The sequence below is a fragment of the Roseateles sp. NT4 genome (genome assembly GCF_051857475.1).
In the GTDB taxonomy this organism is placed as follows: Bacteria; Pseudomonadota; Gammaproteobacteria; order Burkholderiales; family Burkholderiaceae_C; genus Pelomonas.
In genome coordinates this window covers 1393693-1412594 of the sequence record NZ_JBPZGZ010000002.1, presented here as the reverse complement: position 1 = coordinate 1412594, position 18902 = coordinate 1393693, and the positions used below count along the sequence as shown (strand labels likewise).

The window sequence follows — 18902 nt, the reverse complement described above, 5'->3', positions numbered from 1 at the left end:
GGTCATGGGGGGGCTTGGGCGGGCAGGCGCAGCAGGAAACGGCTGCCTTCGCCAGGGCGGCTCTGCACGTCGATCTCGCCGCCCAGCACCCGGTTGACGAGATTGTGGCAAATGCTCAGGCCCAGACCGCTGCCGCCCTGGCCGAACTTGGTCGTGAAGAAGGGCTCGAAGACGCGGCGCCGCACCGCATCGTTCATGCCGCAGCCATCGTCGCTGACACGCAGCAGCATCCAGCCCGGCTCGGCGGCCTCGGCGTCAATGCGCACGCGGCCGCCAGTGCGCCCGTCGAAGGCATGGGCCATCGCGTTGTTGACGAGGATCATCAGCGCCTGGCTCAAGGAGCCCGGAAAGCCGTCCAGCGCCAGCTCCGCCGGCACAACCTGTTCGACAGACACGCCCGCGCGGCGCAAGGCCACCTGCAAGGTCTGCACGGTGCTGTCCACCACCTGGGCCAGCGCAAAGCGACGGCGCGCCTCGGAGCCCTGGTCCACCGCCACCTGCTTGAAGCTGCTGATCAGGCGGGCCGCCGTCTGCATGCCGGCGCGCACGATCTGCAAGCCATCGTTCTGCTGCGCCAGCGCCGCGTTCAGCGCGCGCCTTCCCAGCGTGCCGCCTTCCAGCGCAGCACCGGTCTTGCGCAGCTCGTCGATGAGGCTGTCGGACACCAGCAGGCAGTTGCCGATGGGCGTGTTGAGCTCGTGCGACACGCCCGCCACCAGCGCGCCCAGCGCCGCGTGGCGCTCCTGCTGCATCAACCGCTGCTGCACCTGGCTGAGGTGCTGGTAGGTCTGCACATTGGCCAGCGCGATGGCACCGTAGCCCGCCAGGGCACGCAGTACCAACAGCTCGCGCTCACCCAACCCGGCCTCGCCCGCCCAGACCGACAGCACGCCCAGCGCCTGGCCGGCCACGCACAGCGGCAGATGGCAGGCCCGCGCACGCCCTGACTGCACGCCTTCATGCAGCTCGCGCGCTTCGCGAAGCGCCTGGGCCTGCGCCGTCTGGCCATCGTCCGCTCGCGAAGGCGGTTCAGCATGCGCACAGCGCAGCTGGCGGCGCTCGTCCAGCAGGCTGACCGCCAGGCCCGCCGGCTGCAGCGCCTGGAAGACGTGCCGGGCCAGCACCGTCAGCACGCGGGCCGCCTCGGCCGCCGTCGCGATCTCCTGGCCGATGACGGACAGCCCCTGCAGCTCCTCCAGATGCCGCTTCAGCAGCTCGCCCTGGCGGCGCAGGTGCTCGTTCTCCGCCGCCGCGCGCTCCAGCTCGTGCTGCTCGCGCAGGCCGCGCGTGCTCTTGGCGATCTCGTTGTTGAAGTTGCGCTCGCGCGCGGCCAGCGCGTCGGCGGCGAGGCCATAGGCCTGCTCGTAGTGCCCCACGGCCGCGTGGGTGCGGGCAGCGGCTTCCAGCAACCGCGCCTCGGTCTGGAAATTGGGCAGGCTGCGGCCCAGGGCCAGCGCCTGTTCGAAGGCCTCCAGCGCCTCGTGCTGGCGCTGCGGCAGGGCGGCCAGAACTTCGGCCCGCACGCCCAGCGCCACGGCCACATGCATATGGGCGGCCTGCCGGCGCGCGACCTCCAGCACCGCGTCGATCTCGACAAGCGCCTCGGGCGCGCGCGCCAGCGCCAGCAGCGTGCGCGCCATGCCGTTGCCGGCCACGATGATCAGCTCGGTCGCCTGTGAGAGGCGCGCCAGCTCGCCCAGGCGCTGGTGGGCCGCGAGGCTGGCGGCCAGGTCGCCGCGGTCGAGTTCGATGCTGCCCAGCACGTTCAGGCAGATGGCCAGGCCGCGCTGGCTGCCGCCGTCGGCGAAGCATTCCAGGGCTTGGCGGATCTGGTCGCTGGCGGCATCGAGCTGGCCGAGATGACGCAGCACGTCGGCGGAGCGCGCTTGCAACAAGGCCCGCTGCAGCGGCAGGCCGGTGCCGTGCAACTGCTGCAGGCCACGCTGCAGCCAGCTGAGGGCGAGGTCGTACTGGTTGGCCTGGATCAGCGCATAGGCCATGTTGCTGATCACCGTCAGCGCGCGGCGCGCATGGCCGGCGTCCACGGCGGCTTCGTAGGCCTGCGGCAGCCAGGCCTGGTGGCCGTCGAAGTCGGCGCCGATGGCGGCGCGCAGGCCGTGGTAGGCCGCCACCGCCGCCACGCAGTCGCTGGTCAGGCCGGCGGTGTCCGTCGGCAGCAGCGGCGCCCATTCGGCATCGGCGCGCACGTTGTCCATCAACAGCGCCCGGTTGGCCAGCAGGCACAGGGCCAGCAGCCGCCGGCGCGGCTCGTCACGCGCGGCCTCGCGCATGGCCTCGGCCCAGACCTGCACCTGACCGTCACCGCCATCGTCACTGATCCAGTAGCGCAGGAAAGCGACGTCGGCCTGCACCGCCGCGTCGTCGGGCATGGCCGCCAGAGCGCGCCGGGCCCAGGCGCTGGCTGTGTCGAGCTGCAAGGCAGCCAGCGCCAGCTCGCCTTCCACCAGGGCGCGGCGGGCCTGCAGCCAGGGAGCCAGCGCGGCTTCGGGGCACAGCGCCAGCAGTTCGCGCGCGGCCTGCGGCTCGCACTGCCGCAGGTCCCAGGCCAGGCGCAGCGCGGCCTCGGCGCTGTCAGGCTCACACGCCTGCGCGGCGCGGCTGGCGGCGCGCTCGGCGCCGGTCGCGAACAGGGGCCAGTCCGTGTTCATGGCCCCGATGATCGTTCAGAAGAGCGCGCGCCAGATAGCCAGGGACAACGCCCAAACCGCCAGCGTGCAGCCGGCGGCAACGAAGTCGTCGAACAGGATGCCCCAACCCTGGGCCCAGCTGACCGGCGCCCCCCGCTCGCCCTTGAAGAGGCGGTCGGCCCAGCCCACCGGCCCCGGCTTGGCCGCGTCGAAGTAGCGGAACAGGCCGAAAGCGATGAGCTGGCCCAGCCAGCCGACGGGCCCGATCAGCCACAGGATGAGCCAGAAGGCCAACACCTCGTCCCAGACGATGGAGCCGGGATCGGGGGTGTTCAGGGCGCGGGCGGTGACCGTGCAGGCCCACCAGCCGACGACAGTGCCGAGACCGATCAGCAGCCCCCAGGCGAGGTCATTCATCCACGGCGCGATGACGACGAAGACCAGCCAGGCCCACAGCGTGCCGACGGTGCCGGGCGCCTTGGGACTCAGGCCACTGCCAAAGCCCAGCGCAATCCAGCGCGCCGGATGGCGCAGCATGAAGATCGGGGTCGGACGAATCGGTGCGCCGCTCATGAGGCGAAATGGTCGAAGCTACGCAAACCATGCTCGACGTCCAGGCCCTGGGCATCGACGACACGCAGGCCGGGCTCGGCCTCGATGACGCCGATGCGCGTCAGCGGCACGCCGACATCGGGCAGCGCCACGCCGGGTGGGGCCGTGAAGACCAGTTCGTAGTCATCGCCGCCGGCCAGCAGGCATTCCTGCTGCAGGGCCATGGGCTGAGAGGCCAGCACGCTGCTGCGCGGCAGCGCGTCGATATCCAGTTGGGCGCCCACACCCGAGGCCGCGAGGATGTGGCCGAGGTCGCCGAGCAGACCATCGGAGATGTCGATGGCCGCCGTCGCGATGCCGCGCAGGGCCTGGCCAAGAGCGAGGCGCGGCGTCGGGTATTCCATCGCGGCTCGCACGATGTCGAAGCCCGCGCCGTCCAAGGCCACCGTGCCGCGGAAGACCTCCAGGGCCAGCCGCGCATCGCCCAGCCGCCCCGACACCCAGATCTCGTCGCCGAGGCGCGCGCCGCTGCGCAGCAGGACCTGCCCGGGCGGCGCCTCGCCGAAGACGGTGATGCAGATGTTGAGCGGCCCCTGCGTCGTGTCGCCGCCGATCAACGGGATGCCGCTGGCGTCGGCCAGGGCCCACAGGCCGCGCGCAAAGCCGGCCAGCCAGGCTTCGTCAACACGCGGCAGGGCCAGGGCCAATGTGAAGCCTCGGGGTGTCGCGCCGCAGGCGGCCAGGTCGCTGAGGTTGACGGCCAGGGCCTTATGACCCAGCCGGGCCGGATCGACCGTGGACAGGAAATGCCGGCCTTCGACCAGCATGTCGCTGGAGATGAGCCAGCGCGCGCCCGGCGTGGGCACGAGGACGGCGCAGTCATCGCCCACGCCGACCTCCACGCCGGAAGCCGCGGGGCGCTGGAAGTAGCGCCGGATCAGATCGAATTCACCCATGCGGGCGATTGTCGCCATGTGGACATCCGCAGCGACCCAGGCCGGCTTGCGGTGGCATGATTCCAGCCCCCCGTCGGCCTTTGTGATGTCCGCCATGCCCAGCTCAGAAGAAAAACGCGCCCAACTCCGCCAGGCCGCCCTCGAATATCACGAGTTCCCGACGCCGGGCAAGATCGCCATCGCCGCGACCAAGTCCCTGGTGAACCAGCGCGACCTGGCCCTGGCCTATTCGCCGGGCGTCGCCGCAGCGTGTGAAGAGATCGTGGCCGACCCGGCCAACGCCTTCCGCTACACCTCGCGCGGCAACCTTGTCGCCGTGGTCTCCAACGGCACGGCCGTGCTGGGCCTGGGCAATATCGGCCCGCTGGCGTCCAAGCCCGTCATGGAAGGCAAGGGCGTGCTGTTCAAGAAGTTCGCCGGCATCGACGTCTTCGACCTCGAAGTGGCCGAGAACGATCTCGACAAGCTGGTCGACTGCATTGCCGCGCTGGAGCCGACTTTTGGCGGCATCAACCTCGAAGACATCAAGGCGCCGGACTGCTTCTACGTCGAGCGCAAGCTGCGCGAGCGAATGAAGATCCCCGTCTTCCACGACGACCAGCACGGCACGGCCATCGTCGTCGGCGCGGCCTTCCTGAACGGCCTCAAGGTCGTCGGCAAGAGCGTCAAGGACGTCAAGCTGGTCACCTCGGGCGCGGGTGCTGCGGCCCTGGCCTGCCTGAACCTGCTGCTCAAGCTGGGCCTGCCGCGCGAGAACATCTTCGTGACCGACCTGGCCGGCGTCGTCTACGAGGGCCGCACCGAGCTGATGGACCCGGACAAGGCCGAGTTCGCGCAGAAGACCGACAAGCGCTCGCTGCGCGAGGTCATCGCCGGCGCCGACGTCTTCCTGGGTCTGTCGGCCGGCGGCGTGCTGAAGTCCGACATGGTGGCCACCATGGCCGACAAGCCGCTGATCTTTGCGCTGGCCAACCCGACGCCGGAGATCCTGCCGGAGGAAGTCCAGGCCGTGCGCGGCGACGCCATCATGGCCACGGGCCGCACGGACTATCCCAACCAGGTCAACAACGTCCTGTGCTTCCCCTACATCTTCCGCGGCGCCCTGGACTCGGGCGCGACGACCATCAACATCGAGATGGAGATCGCGGCCGTCCACGCCATCGCTGACCTGGCCCAGGCCGAGCAGAGCGAGGTGGTGGCCGCGGCCTATGTCGGCGCGACGCTGTCCTTCGGCGCCGAGTACCTGATTCCCAAGCCTTTCGACCCGCGGCTGATGATGCGCATCGCGCCGGCGGTGGCCCAGGCGGCGATGGACTCGGGCGTCGCGGCCCGTCCCATCACCGACTGGGACGCCTACCGCGAGAAGCTGCAGAGCTTCGTCTACGCCTCGGGCAACACGATGAAGCCCATCTTCTCCGCGGCCAAGCGAGCGCCCAACAAGCGTGTCGCGTACGCAGAGGGCGAGGAGGAGCGCATCCTGCGCGCGGCCCAGGTCGTCGTCGACGAGAACCTGGCCCGCCCGACGCTGATCGGCCGCCCCGAGGTCATCGCCGAGCGCTGCGAGCGCTTCGGCCTGCGCCTGCAGCAGGGCCGCGACTACGACATCGTCAACGTCGAGAACGACCACCGCTATCGCGACTACTGGCAGACCTATCTCAGCATGACCGAGCGCAAGGGCGTGACCCAGCAGCTCGCCAAGATCGAGATGCGCCGCCGGCTCACGCTGATCAGCGCCATGCTGCTGCACAAGGGCGAAGTCGACGGCATGCTCTGCGGCACCTGGGGCACGACGGCCACGCATCTGCAGTACATCGACCAAGTCATCGGCAAGCGCGCCGGCGTGAAGACCTATGCCTGCATGAACGGGCTGATCCTGCCGGGCCGCCAGGTCATGCTGGTCGACACCCACGTCAACTACGACCCGACCGCCGAGCAGCTGGCCGAGATCACCATCATGGCCGCCCAGGAGATGTGCCGTTTCGGCCTGACACCCAAGGCGGCCCTGCTCTCGCACAGCAACTACGGCACCAGCAACTGCCCGTCGGCCATCAAGATGCGCGACACCCTGGCCCTGGTCCAGCAGCTCGCACCCTGGCTGGAGGTCGACGGCGAGATGCACGGCGACACCGCCCTGGATGCCGGCTACCGCAAGCAGATCATGCCGCACAGCCCGCTGACGGGTGAGGCCAACCTGCTGGTGCTGCCCAACATCGATGCGGCCAACATCTCCTACAACCTGCTGAAGACGGCCGCCGGCGGTGGCATCGCCATCGGCCCGGTGCTGCTCGGCGCGGCCAAGCCGGTGCATGTGCTGACCCCCTCGGCCACCGTGCGCCGCATCGTCAACATGACGGCCCTGACGGTCGCCGACGCCAACGCGGCGCGCAGCTGAAGTGCCGGTCGGTTCCACGGAGGAACAGGGCAAAACCGCCCTGACTCCTTCAATTGACAGAAGTTTTCACCCTCGAAAACTTTGTCATGCGGCCGTCACGACCCCAGTAAAAACAATAGCTTAGACACATGTGAGCGCAAGCTCACATGACCCAATTCCAGAGTCCGGCGGCGGGGTCTGGCTTGAGCTTTTGGGGTCGCTTCGGTACCATTGTGGTTTCGAATTCAGGGTTAACCCGTGTTTTTGCTCTCGCGGCTGGCGCGCTCCGGCGCCACGGCGGTCACCACCGCCCTGTTGCTTTCCGGCTTGGCCGGAGGTGCGCAAGCCAAGGGGGCTGCCGACGATAGGCAACCCACCACAACGCCCGCTCTGGCTGAAATTCAGCTGAGCGAGCTGCCCGCCCAGGCGCAGGAAACCCACCGGCTCATTCTCGCCGGAGGCCCGTTCCCGCATGCCAAGGACGGCGTGGTGTTCGGCAATCGCGAGCGCCTGCTTCCCCGCAAGGCTCGCGGCTTCTATCGCGAATACACGGTCAAGACTCCTGGCGCCCGCACGCGGGGTGCCCGCCGCCTCATCTGCGGCGGCACACCGCCCACAGCGCCCGAGGTCTGTTACTACACCGACGATCACTATGCCAGCTTCAAGCGCATCCGCGCCGCAGCGGCCCGGTGAAGGTCGAGGATTCAGCAGTTTTGTGACTTGAAAGGAGGAACGCGACCATGCTTTTGCAGACCGTCCGTCCCAATATCGTGCAGGCCATACGGGCCTACCGGGTCGAGGACTTGATGCAGGCCGCCCATGAAGCGGGCCAGCATTTCCTGTACGCCAATCTGTCGGAGGCGCAGTCCAAGCAGGACGTGCTCGACGGCATCGCGCAGGCCTTCCTCTTTCCCGCTCACTTCGGCAAGAACCTGGACGCCCTGCATGACTGCATGACCGACCTGGTCCACAAGGCCGGCAGCCAGCCGGGCTTTGTCGTGGTGCTGGAGCAGTTGCCTGATAACGTGCGATTCGATCGCGAAGCCCGCGAGCAGTTGCTCGATGTCTTCCGCGATACGGCCGACTACTGGGCCGACCGGAAAATAGCCTTCCGCTGTTTCTATTCTTTTCAGTAGCCCGCTCCCAAGAAAACGGGTCATGGGAGCGGGCTGCTGAGGTGGCCCCGGTTATTGAGAAGCCTGCGCCGAAGAGCGCCAAGGCGACGATTGGCAACCCCAACTTCGGCATGAACATGCCGATGATGTGCAGCGCCTTTGACACGTCGATGTGGTTGAACGCAGCTTGATGCGCTGAACCCTCGATGCAAAAACGGGACCCTCGGGTCCCGTTTTTCATTTTTGCTGCGGCACTTCCAGCGCCAGCGCGACGAACTCGTCGACCGGCACCTCCTCGGCCCGGCGCTGCAGGTCGAAGTGGCCCGCATAGCCGCGCTCGGCCAGCCAGTGGCCCAGGCTGTGGCGCAGCAGCTTGCGGCGCTGCGAGAAGGCGCTGGCGACCAGCGCCCCCAGCAGGGCCGGGTCCACGGCCGGCGGCGTCTTCAGGGGCAGCATGCGCACGATGGCCGAATCCACCCGCGGCGGCGGGTCGAAGGCCTCGGGCGGCACGTCCAGCACCGACTCGATGTCATAGCGCCACTGCAGCATGACGCTGAGACGCCCATAATCCTTGCCACCCGGCCCGGCGGCCATCCGGTCGACGACTTCCTTCTGCAGCATGAAGTGCTGGTCGACCACATCGTCCACTGCCTCCAGCAGATGAAAGAGGATGGGCGTCGAGATGTTGTAGGGCAGATTGCCGACGACGCGCAACTTCGCGCCCTTGGTCACAGCCAGGGCCTTGAAGTCGACCTTGAGCACATCGCTCTCGATGACCTCGACGTCGTCGCGCTTGCGCAAACGCGCCGCCAGGTCACGATCCAGCTCGATGACGGTCAAGGGCACCGAACCCTTGGGAATGCGCGCCAGCAGCGGCAGCGTCATCGCGCCCAGGCCGGGACCGATCTCGACCAGGGTCTCGCCAGATTGCGGATCGATGATGTCGACGATGGCGTCGATCAGCGCCTTGTCGGTCAGGAAATGCTGCCCGAAGCGCTTTCTCGGAATGTGAGATTTCATGAATTACCCAGCGACTGCCGCGGAGCCGGCTTTGCCGGGCCGCTGGCAGTGCCCCCTTGAGGGGGCCGGCGAAGCCGGTACGGGGTGGGTCAATCCAGCCATTCGCGCACTTCGACGAACGCTTTGGTGCGCAGGTCCTTGACCCAGTCCTGGTAGGCCTCGTCGTACTTCTGCTCGCGCAGCGCATTGCGGGCCTGATCGCGCAGCTGGCGCATCTCGACCTCGACGGTGCGGCGCTCCAGCACCTGGATCAGGTGGACACCGAAGCGCGACACGACCGGGCCCGAGATGCCGTTCAGCGGCAGCGCATTCATGGCTTCCTCGAACTCGGGCACGAAACCGCCAGCGCCCATCCAGCCCAGGTCGCCACCTTCAGGGGCGCTGCCGTCCTCGGAGTTGTCCTTGGCGATCTGCTCAAACCTGGCCTGGCCGGTCTCGATCTGGCGCTTGTATTCGGCCAGGCGGCGGGCCGCGACCTCGGCCGTCAGCTGGGCCGAGGGGCGCAGCAGGATGTGGCGGGCATGGGTTTGCGTGCTCTGCGTCAGGGACGAGCCGCCCTGGCGCTCGACGACCTTGAGGATGTGGAAGCCCGCGCCGGTGCGCAGCATCTCGAGAGCGACCTCGCCGCTCTTCAGGCCCTTGGTGGCATTGACGAAGACGTCGGGCAGGCGGTCGGCCGGACGCATGCCGATTTCGCCGCCGCGGGCCTTGTTGCCGTCCTCCGAGACTTCACGCGCCACGCGGGCAAAGTCTTCGCCGCCCTTGATGCGGGCCAGCGCCGCTTCGGCACGGGCACGGCGCTCGGCGACAACGCTTTCCGACGCGCCCTCGGGCACGGGCACCAGCACCTGGGCGATGTTGATCTGGCCACCGCCGGCAAGCTCGGCGCGCTTCTTGTCGAGATAGGCGTCGATCTCGGCGTCGGTCACCTTGATGCGGCCCTGCACCTCGCGTTCGCGCACGCGCTCCGTCATCATCTGGTCGCGCAGGTTTTCGCGGAAGCTCTTGTAGTCGGTGCCGTCCTGCTTGAGCCGGTCGCGCAGCTGGGCCATGGTCAGCTTGTTCTGCGCGGCCACGTTGGCAACGACGCGGTCCAACTCGGCCTCGTCGATCTTGTTGCCGTTCTCGCGGGCGTAGGTGACGAGCACCCGGTCCTCGATCAGCGCTTCCAGGGCCTGCTTGCGCAGGCCGGCCGTCTCGGGCATGACCTCGCCGCGCTGGCGGGCTTCCTGGCGCAGTCTTTCGGTGCGCTGGATGACCTCGCTGGCGGCCACGACGTCCTGGTTGACGACGGCGGCGATGTAGTCCCCCGGCTGCAGCGTGGGCGTCTGGGCCGAGGCGGTGAAAGCGGCCAGAGCCAGAACAAGGGGAACTAGGCGATGCATCATGGTTGGAAATCTGAACTCGGCGAGCGGTCGGAGCTCAGCCTTCGGTAACCGGGCACATTGTCCTTCAAGACCTTGAGGGCGTTCGAACCGAGCTGTGACAGACCGACCAGCTCCAGTTGCAGCATCAGGCGCGTGTTGGTTTCGGCCCGGCCGGTGGACAGGCGCTCGACCCCCCAGCGCAGCACCCAGCAGCCGGCGTCGTATTCAAAACCGGCCACGGAATCCGTCAGGCGACGGTCGCGCAGCGAGTACTGCACGCGGCCGGCGCTGTACCAGGCACCGCCGCAGGCCTTGCTGTCGGCGCCGCGCGAGGTGACGGGCGTGCCCCAGAGGGGCCATTGCCAGGCCACCTCGACCTGCTCGCTCTGGGCACGCGCCAGGCGGTAGGCGACGCTGATGGTCTTGTACGGCCCCGGCGAATAGCGCGCCCGCAACACCGAACGCACCGAGCGGTTGGTCTCAGGGTTGAACTCCAGCGTGCCGTCGGCCCACCACTTCTCGTCCAGATGGGCGGCGGCAGCCAGCAGCAGGTCGGAGAAACGCTGGGTGACGGGCGGGCCCTCGGTCGTGATCTGCTGATCGCGGAACAGGAAGCGCTGCACGGCGCCCAGGCGCAGGATCTCCTCGCCCGAGTTCGCGCTGATCCAGCGACTGGTCACGCCGGCACTCAGGGCGTGCAGGTCCGACACCCGGTCCACGCCCGAGAACTGGTTGTCCGTGTAGATGGAGTCGAAGTTGAAGTCCTTCGGCGCCGAATCAAAGTTGGGCAGATTGAGCTGATTGCGGTAGGGCGTGTTGACGTAGAGCAGCCGCGGCTCCAGGCTTTGGCGGTAGTCGCGGCCCAGCAGCGTGGTGTCGCGCTCGAACACCCAGCCGTGGTCGATGCTCAGTGTCGGGATGACGCGGTGCATGCGCGTGCTGCCATCCGGCTGGGCACGGTCCAGGTCGTAGGCCGCCGCATTGACCGACAAGCGCGGAATGAACCACCAGGCCTCGCCGCCCAGCGGCGCGGCCACATGGCCCAGTGCGTGGACGCGCTGGCCGCCGCGCTGCTGGCCGGCAAGGGCCGAGCTCGGCAGGTCGAAGCGGTTGTATTCCAGCTCCAGCCCGCCCTCCAGGCGCGCCTTGCGGCCCCAGGGACGGAAGCTGTCCAGCACGGCCTCGTCGGCCGCCGTCGTCACGCGCACGCCGACCTGGGGGCTGCGCTGGAAAGGCGTGTCGAAGGGCGCGTCGACACCCTGCAGGACCTGCCAGCGCTGCATGCGGGCATAGGTGTCGATGACGCCCCAGGACAACTCGCGCTGGCGGTTCAGCGTGAAGTCGCTGGACAGCAGGCGCGGCGTCTGGCTCTCGACGCGGCGCGACATGTCTTTCCAGTAGTCGTCGTCGGACACCCGCTCGCTCTTGAGCCGGTAGCGCCAGTCGCCGAAGACGTGGCCGTCGTTGTTGAGCTTGAGGCTCCAGCGCGAGCTGCCGAAGACGCGGTCGCTGGGCAGCAGGTCGACGTTGATGCGGCCGGCGTGGTTGGGCTCGATGTAGCGGAACTCGCTGTCCAGGCCCACGCCGCGCTTGGTCATGACGAAGGGCGTGACGGTCGCATCGCGCTGCGGCGCGATGTTCCAGTAGTAGGGCACGCCGAACTCGAAGCCGCTGCGGTTGTCCAGGAAGATGTTGGGCGGCAGCCAGCCCGACTTGCGCGCCGAGCTGAGCGGGAAGCTCAGCGAGGGCGCGGCCAGGATGGGCACGCCCAGGAAATGCAGCACGGCGCCGTCGGCCTGGCCTTCGTTGGCGGCCAGGTCCAGGCGCAGATTCCTGGCCGTGATCTGCCACGCCGGCTCCTGGTTCTCCTCGGCCGGGCAGCTGGTGTAGCTGCCCTCGGAGGCGCTCATGTGCTCGCTGTCCTGGAACTTGAGCACCCGGGCCTTGCCGGCGCCGCCAGTGGCGGCCAGGAAGAAGCGCGGCGTCAGGAACTCGCCCTCGAAACGGCTCACATAGAGCTGCAGCAGCGGGCCGGTGAAGACATTGCCGTTGTGGTTGATGCGCACCTGGCCTTCGGCCTTGGCCAGGTCATCGATGACGCCGTAGTCCAGCTTGTCGGCGTTCAGCACCAGCTCGCCGTAGCGCAGCTCGACATTGCCCTGGCCTTCGGCTTTCTGATCCATCTGGGCCGAGACCTTGTCGGCGCTGATGACCAGGGCCGGCTTGGTCGCCCCCTTGGAGGCCGGGCCCAGCACCCGGCTGCCCCGCAGCGGCAGCGCCTCTTCGGTGCCGGCCTGCTGGGCCGACGCCTGCCCCCAGGCGCACAGGGCCAGGGCGACAAGGGTGGACAGCTGGGCTTGGATGGGGGAGGTCGGCGAGCGCGGCACGGGCGGCGAGAGCGGCAAAAGCTCGAAGTCGGTGAGGATGCCGGGGCCGGCGGTTCTTAGAATTTCATTATCCACGAGGGACTTCCTCTCCATGACATCCCAGCTGATTGCCGACCTGCTCGCCCGCCCCGAAGACGCCGACCGCCTGATGCGCGAGGCCTGCGCCGAGCTGCGCGCCCATCCCGCCCCGCTGACGCCGCCCGACCCGACCGCCCTGCGCGCCGGCCTGGCCCGCATCACCCAGGACGGCATCGACAGCGGCCTGGACAAGGTGCTGCACCGCCTCATCGACGACGCCCCCAGGGGCAGCGTGACGGATGAACTGGCCGCCCTGCTGCGCCCGCCGGAGCTGGCCTGGGAAGAAGCCCGCGAGATCGACTGGGCCGTGCGCCACTGGGAGGAATGCCGCAAGGAGGGCTTGCTCGAAGAAGAGCTGGCGGCGGACTTCGGCGAATACTGGCGCGAGCTCGAATGGAGCGCCCTGCGCCAGCATCTGGTGCTGATCAGCCAGCACCACGCCGAGGAGCGCCGGCTGCTGGCGCACATCGCCAAGACGTCCAGCCGCTATGTTGCTTTCGGGGCGCTGAAACGGACGCTGGAAGCGCGCTGCCCTGAATTCTTCGAACTCGGCTTCAGTCTGAGATAGCTGCCCGGCGTTCAGCGCGGACCGGCGCCGGGCCGTCCCAAGCCGGCCCGCAGTTGATGTGCTTGCGGCTCGATGCCGCAAGCATCACCGTCCCCCAGGGGGACCGACCAGACGGGCCCGCGTTCAGCGGTGCCAGGCTGGGCGAGCGGCTCAAGGACAGGTGGCGCAACCCGCGGCCACCAGCCAGGGATCCTTGTCCTCGCCGCCGAAGATTTCCAGCAGGAAGTCGAGGAAGGCCCGCGTGCGCGCCGGCACGTATTTGCGCGTCGGCATGCCGGCCCACAGCGTCGTGCCGAACAGGCGCCACTGCGGCATGACGCGCTCCAGGGCCTGTTCCAGCAGCGCGTCCTCGACCATGAAACTGGGCAGGCCCGCCACGCCCAGGCCGTGCAGGGCAGCGGCGTAGTTGGTGTCCATGTGCGTGGTCGACAGCGTCGCGCGCGAGGGCACGATCGGCAAGGTGATCTCTTCCTTGCCGTCGCCGCGCTGCAGCGTCAGGCCGCGCATCAGGGCAGGCGTGGGCGGCAGCAGAGCGTCGTGCTGCTTCAGATCGGCTGGATGCTGGGGGCGACCCCGCTGGTCGAGGTAGTCCGGCGAGGCGCACATGATGAATTCGCTGCGCGCCAGGCGCCGGGCGATGAAATCGCCGTCCAGCGTCTCGCGCGACAGGAAAATGGTCAGGTCGTAGGCGTCGTCCACCGTCTCGACAGGGCCGGGCGAGGTCAGCTCCAGCGTCACCAGCGGGTATTCGCGGTGGAACTTGGGCAGGTGCTTGGCGAGCTGGTGCACGGCGATGGCCGGCGGGCACAGCACACGCAGCAGGCCGCGCACCTCCTGGGTCGCCGACGCGGCCAGGGCCGCGGCCTCGTCCACGTCGGCCAGGATGCGCCGCGCCCGCTCGAGGTAGGCCTCGCCGATCTCGGTCAGCGACAGCCGCCGCGTCGTGCGGTTCAGCAGCCGGGTGCCGAGATGCTCCTCCAGCTCGGCCACCAGGCGCGTGACAACGGCCGGCGCCAGGTCCAGCGCCCGCGCCGCGGCGGCGAAGCTGCCCTCGTCGATGACGCGGACAAAAACCTTGATGGCGCGGAGCTGGTCCATCCGGTCAGGGGTGCGCTGCCATCACTTGCGCGACGGCCGCGGTCAGCCGTTTGCCATAGGGCACATGCAGGAACTCGTTGGGGCCATGGGCATTGCTCTTGGGGCCCAGCACGCCACAGACCATCATCTGCGCGGCCGGGAAGCCCTTCTGCAGCATGCTCATCAGCGGGATGGTGCCGCCTTGGCCGATATAGCCGACCGGCGCGCCGAACTGGGCCTGGCTGGCGTCATTCAGCGCCTGGCTGAGCCAGGGCGACAGCTCGGGCGTGTTCCAGCCGGTGGCGCCATAGGCCCCGGCACGGCCATCAGGCGTGAAAGTCACCTTGGCGTTGTAGGGCGCGTTGTCCTCCAGCAGGGTCTTCAGGCGCAGCGCGGCCTCGTTGCCATCCACCAGCGGCGGCAGGCGCAGGCTGAGCTTGAAGGCCGTGTAGGGGCGGAGCACATTGCCGGCGTTCTTCAGCTCGGGGAAGCCGTCGGCGCCGACCACCGACAGCGTCGGCCGCCAGGTGCGGTTCAGCAGCACCTCGACCGGATCGGTCGTCACCGGCAGCACCGGGCCGCCGTCCGCGCCGCAGGCCCAGGGCATGCGCTTGTAGACCTCTTCCTTCAGGATGGCGGCCGTCAGCTGCGCCTGCTCCAGGCGGGCGCCGGGGATCTCGCAGTGGAAGCTCTCCGGCAACAGGCGGCCGGTCTTGCTGTCCTCCAGGCGGTCCAGCACCTGGCGCAGGATGCGGAAGCTGGACGGCACGACGCCCGAGGCGTCGCCGCTGTGGATGCCTTCGGTCAGCACCTCGACCTTGAGCACGCCCGACACCATGCCGCGCAGCGAGGTGGTCAGCCAGAGCTGGTCGTAGTTGCCGGCGCCGGAGTCCAGGCAGACGACGAGGGACACATTGCCCAGGCGGGGCTTGAGGATGTCGAGATAGGCCGGCAGGTCGAAGCTGCCGCTCTCCTCGCAGGTCTCGATGAGACCGACGCAGCGCGGCCGCGGGATGCCCTGCTTGTCCAGGGCCATGATGGCCGTCAGGGACGCATAGACCGCATAGCCGTCGTCGGCGCCGCCGCGGCCATAGAGCAGCCCGTTCTCGTACTTGGGCGTCCAGGGGCCGAGGTCGCTGCGCCAGCCGCTGAACTCGGGCTGCTTGTCCAGGTGGCCATAGACGACGACGGTGTCTTGCGAACCGGCCTTGGTGGCCGGCACCTCGAAGAAGATGACCGGGGTGCGGCCGGGAATGCGGATGACCTCCAGCTTCAGGCCGGCAACCTTCTTGCTCTCCACCCAGGCGGCGGCCTGGGTCAGCACCTTCTCGATGTGGCCGTTCTTCTCCCAGTCGGCGTCGAACATCGGGCTCTTGGCCGGGATGGCGATGTAGTCGGTCAGGGCGGGAACGATCTCTTCGTCCCAGACGCGGGCGGCAAAACTGCCCAGGGCGGTCGCCTCGTCGGCTTGCAGGGGCAGGTTGGGATCACGTGCATTCATGGCGTACTCCTGGCGCTTGTGGCGCGATCCGCCAGTTTAGGCTTGTGGGCAAGGCATCACGCGGCTTACGTAGAACTACGGGCGACGTCCCACAGGGTCACCGCTTAGGCTCGCCGCCATGCGCCTGTTACTGATTGTTCTGCTTGCGCTGCTGACCGGCTGCGCCTCTGGCCCCAAGTTCACCGTCGACGACGGCCGCAAGGTCGACGAGACGCTGCTGGCCGGCATGCGCGCCTATGGCGCCGGTGAGCGCCTGATCCGCCCCGCCATCGCCCGCAGCGCGGCGCTGAAGGACAAGGAGTGCGACAAGCAGTGGGAACTGCCCTTCGCCGTGGCCACCAGCGCCGGATGGAGCGAGAACGACCGCGTCGCCTGGGTTCGCGCCCTGCAGGTGGACGAACGCTTGACCGTCATCGCCGTCACCCAGGACTCGCCCCTGCCCATGGGCACGCGCGTCAACCATGTCGCGGGCCAGAACAGCGACGACGGCGAGAAGCTGCTGGAGTGGCTGGCTGCGGCGCGGGACGAAGGCAAGCCCTTCACCGTCGGCACCACGGCGGGCAAGGCGGTGCAGATCAAGCCCTTCGAGGTCTGCCGCGGCTACACCCGCTTCGCGCCGCCCAACACGCCCGAGCTGCAGGACTACCACTGGCTGCTCAGCCTGCATCCGCTGGAATTGACCCAGGCCGAACCCACGCCCGACGAGGCGCTGTGGATGGTGCTGTGGACCCAGGGCCTGTCCGAAGAAGGCGGGGCCCGCATGAAGACCTACCACTACGCCCTGAAGATCGGCGGCACCCTCTACAACCTCGTGACGCTGGCCTCAGGCGTCAAGGCGGCCGCGCTGGCGGCCGATGCCGCCATCAGCGCGGCCAAGAGCGCCGCCGCCAACGTGGCCAGCGAAATCCTCAAGCAGCAGCTCATCGAGCAGGGCAAGGCCCTGGCCGCGCAGAAGATCCGCGAAGGCCTGGTCGACGCCGCCCAGCAGCTGACGCGCCAGCAGGTCGTCAACGTCATGCAGGCCGCGGCCGCCAACCGCGGTTCGCTGTCGGGCATCTCGCGCATCGCCGCCACCGCCTTCGAGCGTGCCGACGCCTGGGCCTTCACCCGCATGGCGGCCCTGGGCGCGCCGCCGCTGGCCGGCTTCTCCCTGCACCAGAAGCTCATCGAGCGCAGCCTGGCCATGAATGCCTTCCTCTTCGACGCCGAGCGTCTCGCGGCGCTGAACAAGGTCGCGGCAGCACGCGGCTTCGAGGCCGAGGTCGTCGCCCTGCTCGGCGGCTTCAAGGCCGAATCCCTGGCCCGTGAGATCGGCGTCATGCCGCTGGCCTCGGCCCAGGGCAGCTTCAGCTTCGAAAGCGCCGACGACCCCGGTGCCAACCGCTTCTCGCGCGGCCTGGTCGACGCCATGCTCGAGATGCCGGCCGAATCGGGAGCCAAGAAGAAATGAGGCGGGCCGCAGTCCTGCTGGTTTTCGCGGCTGCGCTGGCCCAGGCCCAGACGCCCCCCGAGCCCGCCGCCAGTGCAGCGTCGGCGCCCGAGCCGGCTGCGTCCGAGCCCGAGGCGGCCCCCGCACCGCCGCCGCCCAGTTGCGCCCAGCTGACCAGCCGCGCGCTGTCATCGGACCTGCGCGCCGCCACGGCACAGTCGCAGAACCAACCGTTGCAGGCCCTGGTCAAGCTCCATGACGAAGCCGTGGCCGAGTGGGGGGCGGCCATCGCCACCTGCGACGGCCGGGCCCGCGAGCGCGCCCAGCGCAACCTGGCCGACAGCCAGAAGAGCCGCGACGCCCTGGCTGAGAAGCTGCAGGCCGGCAGCCAGTGCGAGACCGCCCACCGTGACGCGGCCTCGCTGCAGGACCTGGCTCGCGCGGCCTTTGGCGAGCGCCGTTTCTCCGACGCCGCCAGCCTCTACCGCAAGGCCGAGGGCATGTGGGAGCTGGCCGCCGAGCAATGCAACGGCAGCCAGCAGCAGACCGCCCAGCGCCGCCGCGAACAAAGCGAGATCGACGGCCACAACGCCGAGTTCTGCGCCCCGCCCTTCGAGCGCGCCCGCGAGTTCTCCGGCAAGCTACGCAACAGCGGCGCCGCCCTGCCGCTGGCCGAGCGCCAGACCCAGAGCCAGATCGGCGAGACGCTGTGGCGCGACACGGCGAGGCTCTGCAAGGGCAGCGCCCAGGAGCTGGCCCTGAACAACGCCCAGGCCCTGGCCCGCGAACGCGGCACGCCCTGGGTGGCCACGCCGCTGCCGGGTGCTCCCACGGCGGCGCCGGCAACCGTGGTGGCTGCGGCGCCCAAGCCGGCGGCGACCACCACCGGCAAGCCCTCCGCCAACGCACCGCCGGCCGCTGCCGCTGCGACCGCCACGACACCGCTGCGCCAGGCCGCCGCCACGCCGATCACGCCCATCGCCGTCGCTGCCGCACCGGTGGCCGCGCCCCCCCCCGAACCCAAGCTCTTCGACCGCGTCGCCGGCGACACCCACTACATCGGCCAATTCACGCGCAACGACGATGACACCGTGTCCGGCACCGGCCGCGTCGAATGGAAGAACGGCGATGTCTACGAAGGCCCGCTGACGCACAGCCAGCGCCAGGGCGTCGGCGAGATCCGCTGGGTGGGTGGTCAGCGCTACAAGGGCGACTGGGCGGCCGACCGCGCCACCGGCCGCGGCGCGATGACCTTCGCCAACGGCAACCACTACGAAGGCACGGTGGTGGACGGGCAGCCCGAAGGCGAAGGCAAGCTGACCTATTCCTCGGGCGATGTCTACAGCGGCCAGATTCGCCAGGGCCTGCCGCATGGCAAGGGCAGCTATGTCTGGATGAGCGGCCAGCGCTACGAGGGCGACTGGGTCAACGACAAGCCCCAGGGCCAGGGCAAGATGCGCTTCGCCAATGGCAACCAGTACGAAGGCCAGATGGCGGCTGGCCTGCCCCAGGGCGCGGGCCGCATGGTCTTTCCCAACGGTGACATCTACGAGGGCCAGTTCGAGGCCGGCAAGGCCAACGGCCAGGGCAAATACGCCTGGAAGAGCGGCGAGCGCTACGACGGCGCCTGGGCGCGCGGCCTCAAGCATGGCCAGGGCACCTTCTTCTGGCCCAGCGGCGACCGCTGGGAGGGCGTGTTCAAGGACGACGAGCGCACCGACGACGGCCAGGTCATCCGCAAGGGCAGCTAGCTGTGGCCGCGCCGCATCGGCGAGCGCCGACTGACGGACTTCTCACAGGCGCCGCCCCGGCCCTGAGTTAGGCTGACGGCAT

At 69.1% G+C, this 18902-nt stretch carries 14 protein-coding genes; 6 read left to right on the top strand and 8 right to left on the bottom strand.

Going from position 1 to position 18902, the window contains the following annotated elements:
• Positions 1–2 precede the first annotated feature (2 nt).
• The 3 genes from ACS5PN_RS16260 to thiL are packed head-to-tail and all read right to left on the bottom strand — an operon-like array spanning position 3 to position 4156.
• Entirely contained in the window at positions 3–2669 is a 2667-nt protein-coding gene (locus ACS5PN_RS16260) for an ATP-binding protein (RefSeq protein ID WP_439465018.1), read from the bottom strand.
• Positions 2670–2684: 15 nt separating this feature from the next.
• On the bottom strand, positions 2685–3221 hold the full coding sequence (locus ACS5PN_RS16255; protein ID WP_439465017.1) for a phosphatidylglycerophosphatase A family protein: 537 nt from the start codon (positions 3219–3221) through the stop codon (positions 2685–2687).
• Positions 3218–4156 carry a thiamine-phosphate kinase gene (thiL, locus tag ACS5PN_RS16250; protein WP_439465573.1) on the bottom strand — a complete coding sequence of 313 codons (939 nt, stop codon included), beginning with the start codon at positions 4154–4156 and terminating at the stop codon, positions 3218–3220. The genes ACS5PN_RS16255 and thiL overlap by 4 nt, the downstream gene beginning before the upstream one ends.
• 94 nt (positions 4157–4250) lie before the next feature.
• Here thiL and ACS5PN_RS16245 point away from each other — a divergent pair, with 94 nt between their 5' ends.
• The 3 genes from ACS5PN_RS16245 to ACS5PN_RS16235 all read left to right on the top strand — a co-directional run bounded on the left by ACS5PN_RS16245 (position 4251) and on the right by ACS5PN_RS16235 (position 7663).
• Positions 4251–6548 (top strand): NADP-dependent malic enzyme, encoded by a 2298-nt coding sequence (locus tag ACS5PN_RS16245; RefSeq protein ID WP_439465016.1) that lies wholly within the window; start codon positions 4251–4253, stop codon positions 6546–6548.
• A 237-nt stretch (positions 6549–6785) separates the two neighbouring features.
• Positions 6786–7220, top strand: a complete 435-nt coding sequence (locus tag ACS5PN_RS16240) for a ribonuclease domain-containing protein (RefSeq protein ID WP_439465015.1) — start codon at positions 6786–6788, stop codon at positions 7218–7220.
• Positions 7221–7267: 47 nt separating this feature from the next.
• Positions 7268–7663 (top strand): barstar family protein, encoded by a 396-nt coding sequence (locus ACS5PN_RS16235; protein ID WP_293500580.1) that lies wholly within the window; start codon positions 7268–7270, stop codon positions 7661–7663.
• A 216-nt stretch (positions 7664–7879) separates the two neighbouring features.
• On the opposite strand, the gene rsmA is transcribed toward ACS5PN_RS16235, so the two are convergent.
• The 3 genes from rsmA to ACS5PN_RS16220 all read right to left on the bottom strand — a co-directional run bounded on the left by rsmA (position 7880) and on the right by ACS5PN_RS16220 (position 12491).
• Complete coding sequence (rsmA, locus tag ACS5PN_RS16230; protein ID WP_439465014.1) at positions 7880–8662, bottom strand: 16S rRNA (adenine(1518)-N(6)/adenine(1519)-N(6))-dimethyltransferase RsmA; 783 nt, start codon at positions 8660–8662, stop codon at positions 7880–7882.
• An 89-nt stretch (positions 8663–8751) separates the two neighbouring features.
• Positions 8752–10047 carry a peptidylprolyl isomerase gene (locus ACS5PN_RS16225; protein WP_439465013.1) on the bottom strand — a complete coding sequence of 432 codons (1296 nt, stop codon included), beginning with the start codon at positions 10045–10047 and terminating at the stop codon, positions 8752–8754.
• Complete coding sequence (locus ACS5PN_RS16220; protein WP_439465012.1) at positions 10047–12491, bottom strand: LPS-assembly protein LptD; 2445 nt, start codon at positions 12489–12491, stop codon at positions 10047–10049. Before ACS5PN_RS16220 ends, ACS5PN_RS16225 begins: the two co-directional genes overlap by 1 nt.
• Positions 12492–12507: 16 nt before the next feature.
• Between ACS5PN_RS16220 and ACS5PN_RS16215 the strand changes: the two genes are divergently transcribed.
• Positions 12508–13062, top strand: a complete 555-nt coding sequence (locus ACS5PN_RS16215; RefSeq protein ID WP_439465011.1) for a hypothetical protein — start codon at positions 12508–12510, stop codon at positions 13060–13062.
• A 150-nt stretch (positions 13063–13212) separates the two neighbouring features.
• Here ACS5PN_RS16215 and ACS5PN_RS16210 read toward each other — a convergent pair whose 3' ends face one another.
• Positions 13213–14160 (bottom strand): LysR substrate-binding domain-containing protein, encoded by a 948-nt coding sequence (locus ACS5PN_RS16210; protein ID WP_439465010.1) that lies wholly within the window; start codon positions 14158–14160, stop codon positions 13213–13215.
• Positions 14161–14164: 4 nt separating this feature from the next.
• Positions 14165–15640, bottom strand: a complete 1476-nt coding sequence (locus ACS5PN_RS16205) for a M20 family metallopeptidase (protein ID WP_439465009.1) — start codon at positions 15638–15640, stop codon at positions 14165–14167.
• Positions 15641–15758: 118 nt separating this feature from the next.
• Between ACS5PN_RS16205 and ACS5PN_RS16200 the strand changes: the two genes are divergently transcribed.
• Positions 15759–17090 carry a hypothetical protein gene (locus tag ACS5PN_RS16200; RefSeq protein ID WP_439465008.1) on the top strand — a complete coding sequence of 444 codons (1332 nt, stop codon included), beginning with the start codon at positions 15759–15761 and terminating at the stop codon, positions 17088–17090.
• On the top strand, positions 17087–18820 hold the full coding sequence (locus tag ACS5PN_RS16195) for an MORN repeat-containing protein (protein WP_439465007.1): 1734 nt from the start codon (positions 17087–17089) through the stop codon (positions 18818–18820). Before ACS5PN_RS16200 ends, ACS5PN_RS16195 begins: the two co-directional genes overlap by 4 nt.
• Positions 18821–18902: the final 82 nt, after the last annotated feature.

What these genes read in the sequence shown, in the direction of transcription:
- rsmA (WP_439465014.1), bottom strand. Translation starts at nt 8,662, where the DNA reads ATGAAATCTCACATTCCGAGAAAGCGCTTCGGGCAGCATTTCCTGACC.
- ACS5PN_RS16225 (WP_439465013.1), bottom strand. Translation starts at nt 10,047, where the DNA reads ATGCATCGCCTAGTTCCCCTTGTTCTGGCTCTGGCCGCTTTCACCGCC.
- ACS5PN_RS16210 (WP_439465010.1), bottom strand. Translation starts at nt 14,160, where the DNA reads ATGGACCAGCTCCGCGCCATCAAGGTTTTTGTCCGCGTCATCGACGAG.
- ACS5PN_RS16215 (WP_439465011.1), top strand. Translation starts at nt 12,508, where the DNA reads ATGACATCCCAGCTGATTGCCGACCTGCTCGCCCGCCCCGAAGACGCC.
- ACS5PN_RS16235 (WP_293500580.1), top strand. Translation starts at nt 7,268, where the DNA reads ATGCTTTTGCAGACCGTCCGTCCCAATATCGTGCAGGCCATACGGGCC.
- ACS5PN_RS16260 (WP_439465018.1), bottom strand. Translation starts at nt 2,669, where the DNA reads ATGAACACGGACTGGCCCCTGTTCGCGACCGGCGCCGAGCGCGCCGCC.
- ACS5PN_RS16255 (WP_439465017.1), bottom strand. Translation starts at nt 3,221, where the DNA reads ATGAGCGGCGCACCGATTCGTCCGACCCCGATCTTCATGCTGCGCCAT.
- ACS5PN_RS16200 (WP_439465008.1), top strand. Translation starts at nt 15,759, where the DNA reads ATGCGCCTGTTACTGATTGTTCTGCTTGCGCTGCTGACCGGCTGCGCC.
- thiL (WP_439465573.1), bottom strand. Translation starts at nt 4,156, where the DNA reads ATGGGTGAATTCGATCTGATCCGGCGCTACTTCCAGCGCCCCGCGGCT.
- ACS5PN_RS16205 (WP_439465009.1), bottom strand. Translation starts at nt 15,640, where the DNA reads ATGAATGCACGTGATCCCAACCTGCCCCTGCAAGCCGACGAGGCGACC.
- ACS5PN_RS16195 (WP_439465007.1), top strand. Translation starts at nt 17,087, where the DNA reads ATGAGGCGGGCCGCAGTCCTGCTGGTTTTCGCGGCTGCGCTGGCCCAG.
- ACS5PN_RS16245 (WP_439465016.1), top strand. Translation starts at nt 4,251, where the DNA reads ATGCCCAGCTCAGAAGAAAAACGCGCCCAACTCCGCCAGGCCGCCCTC.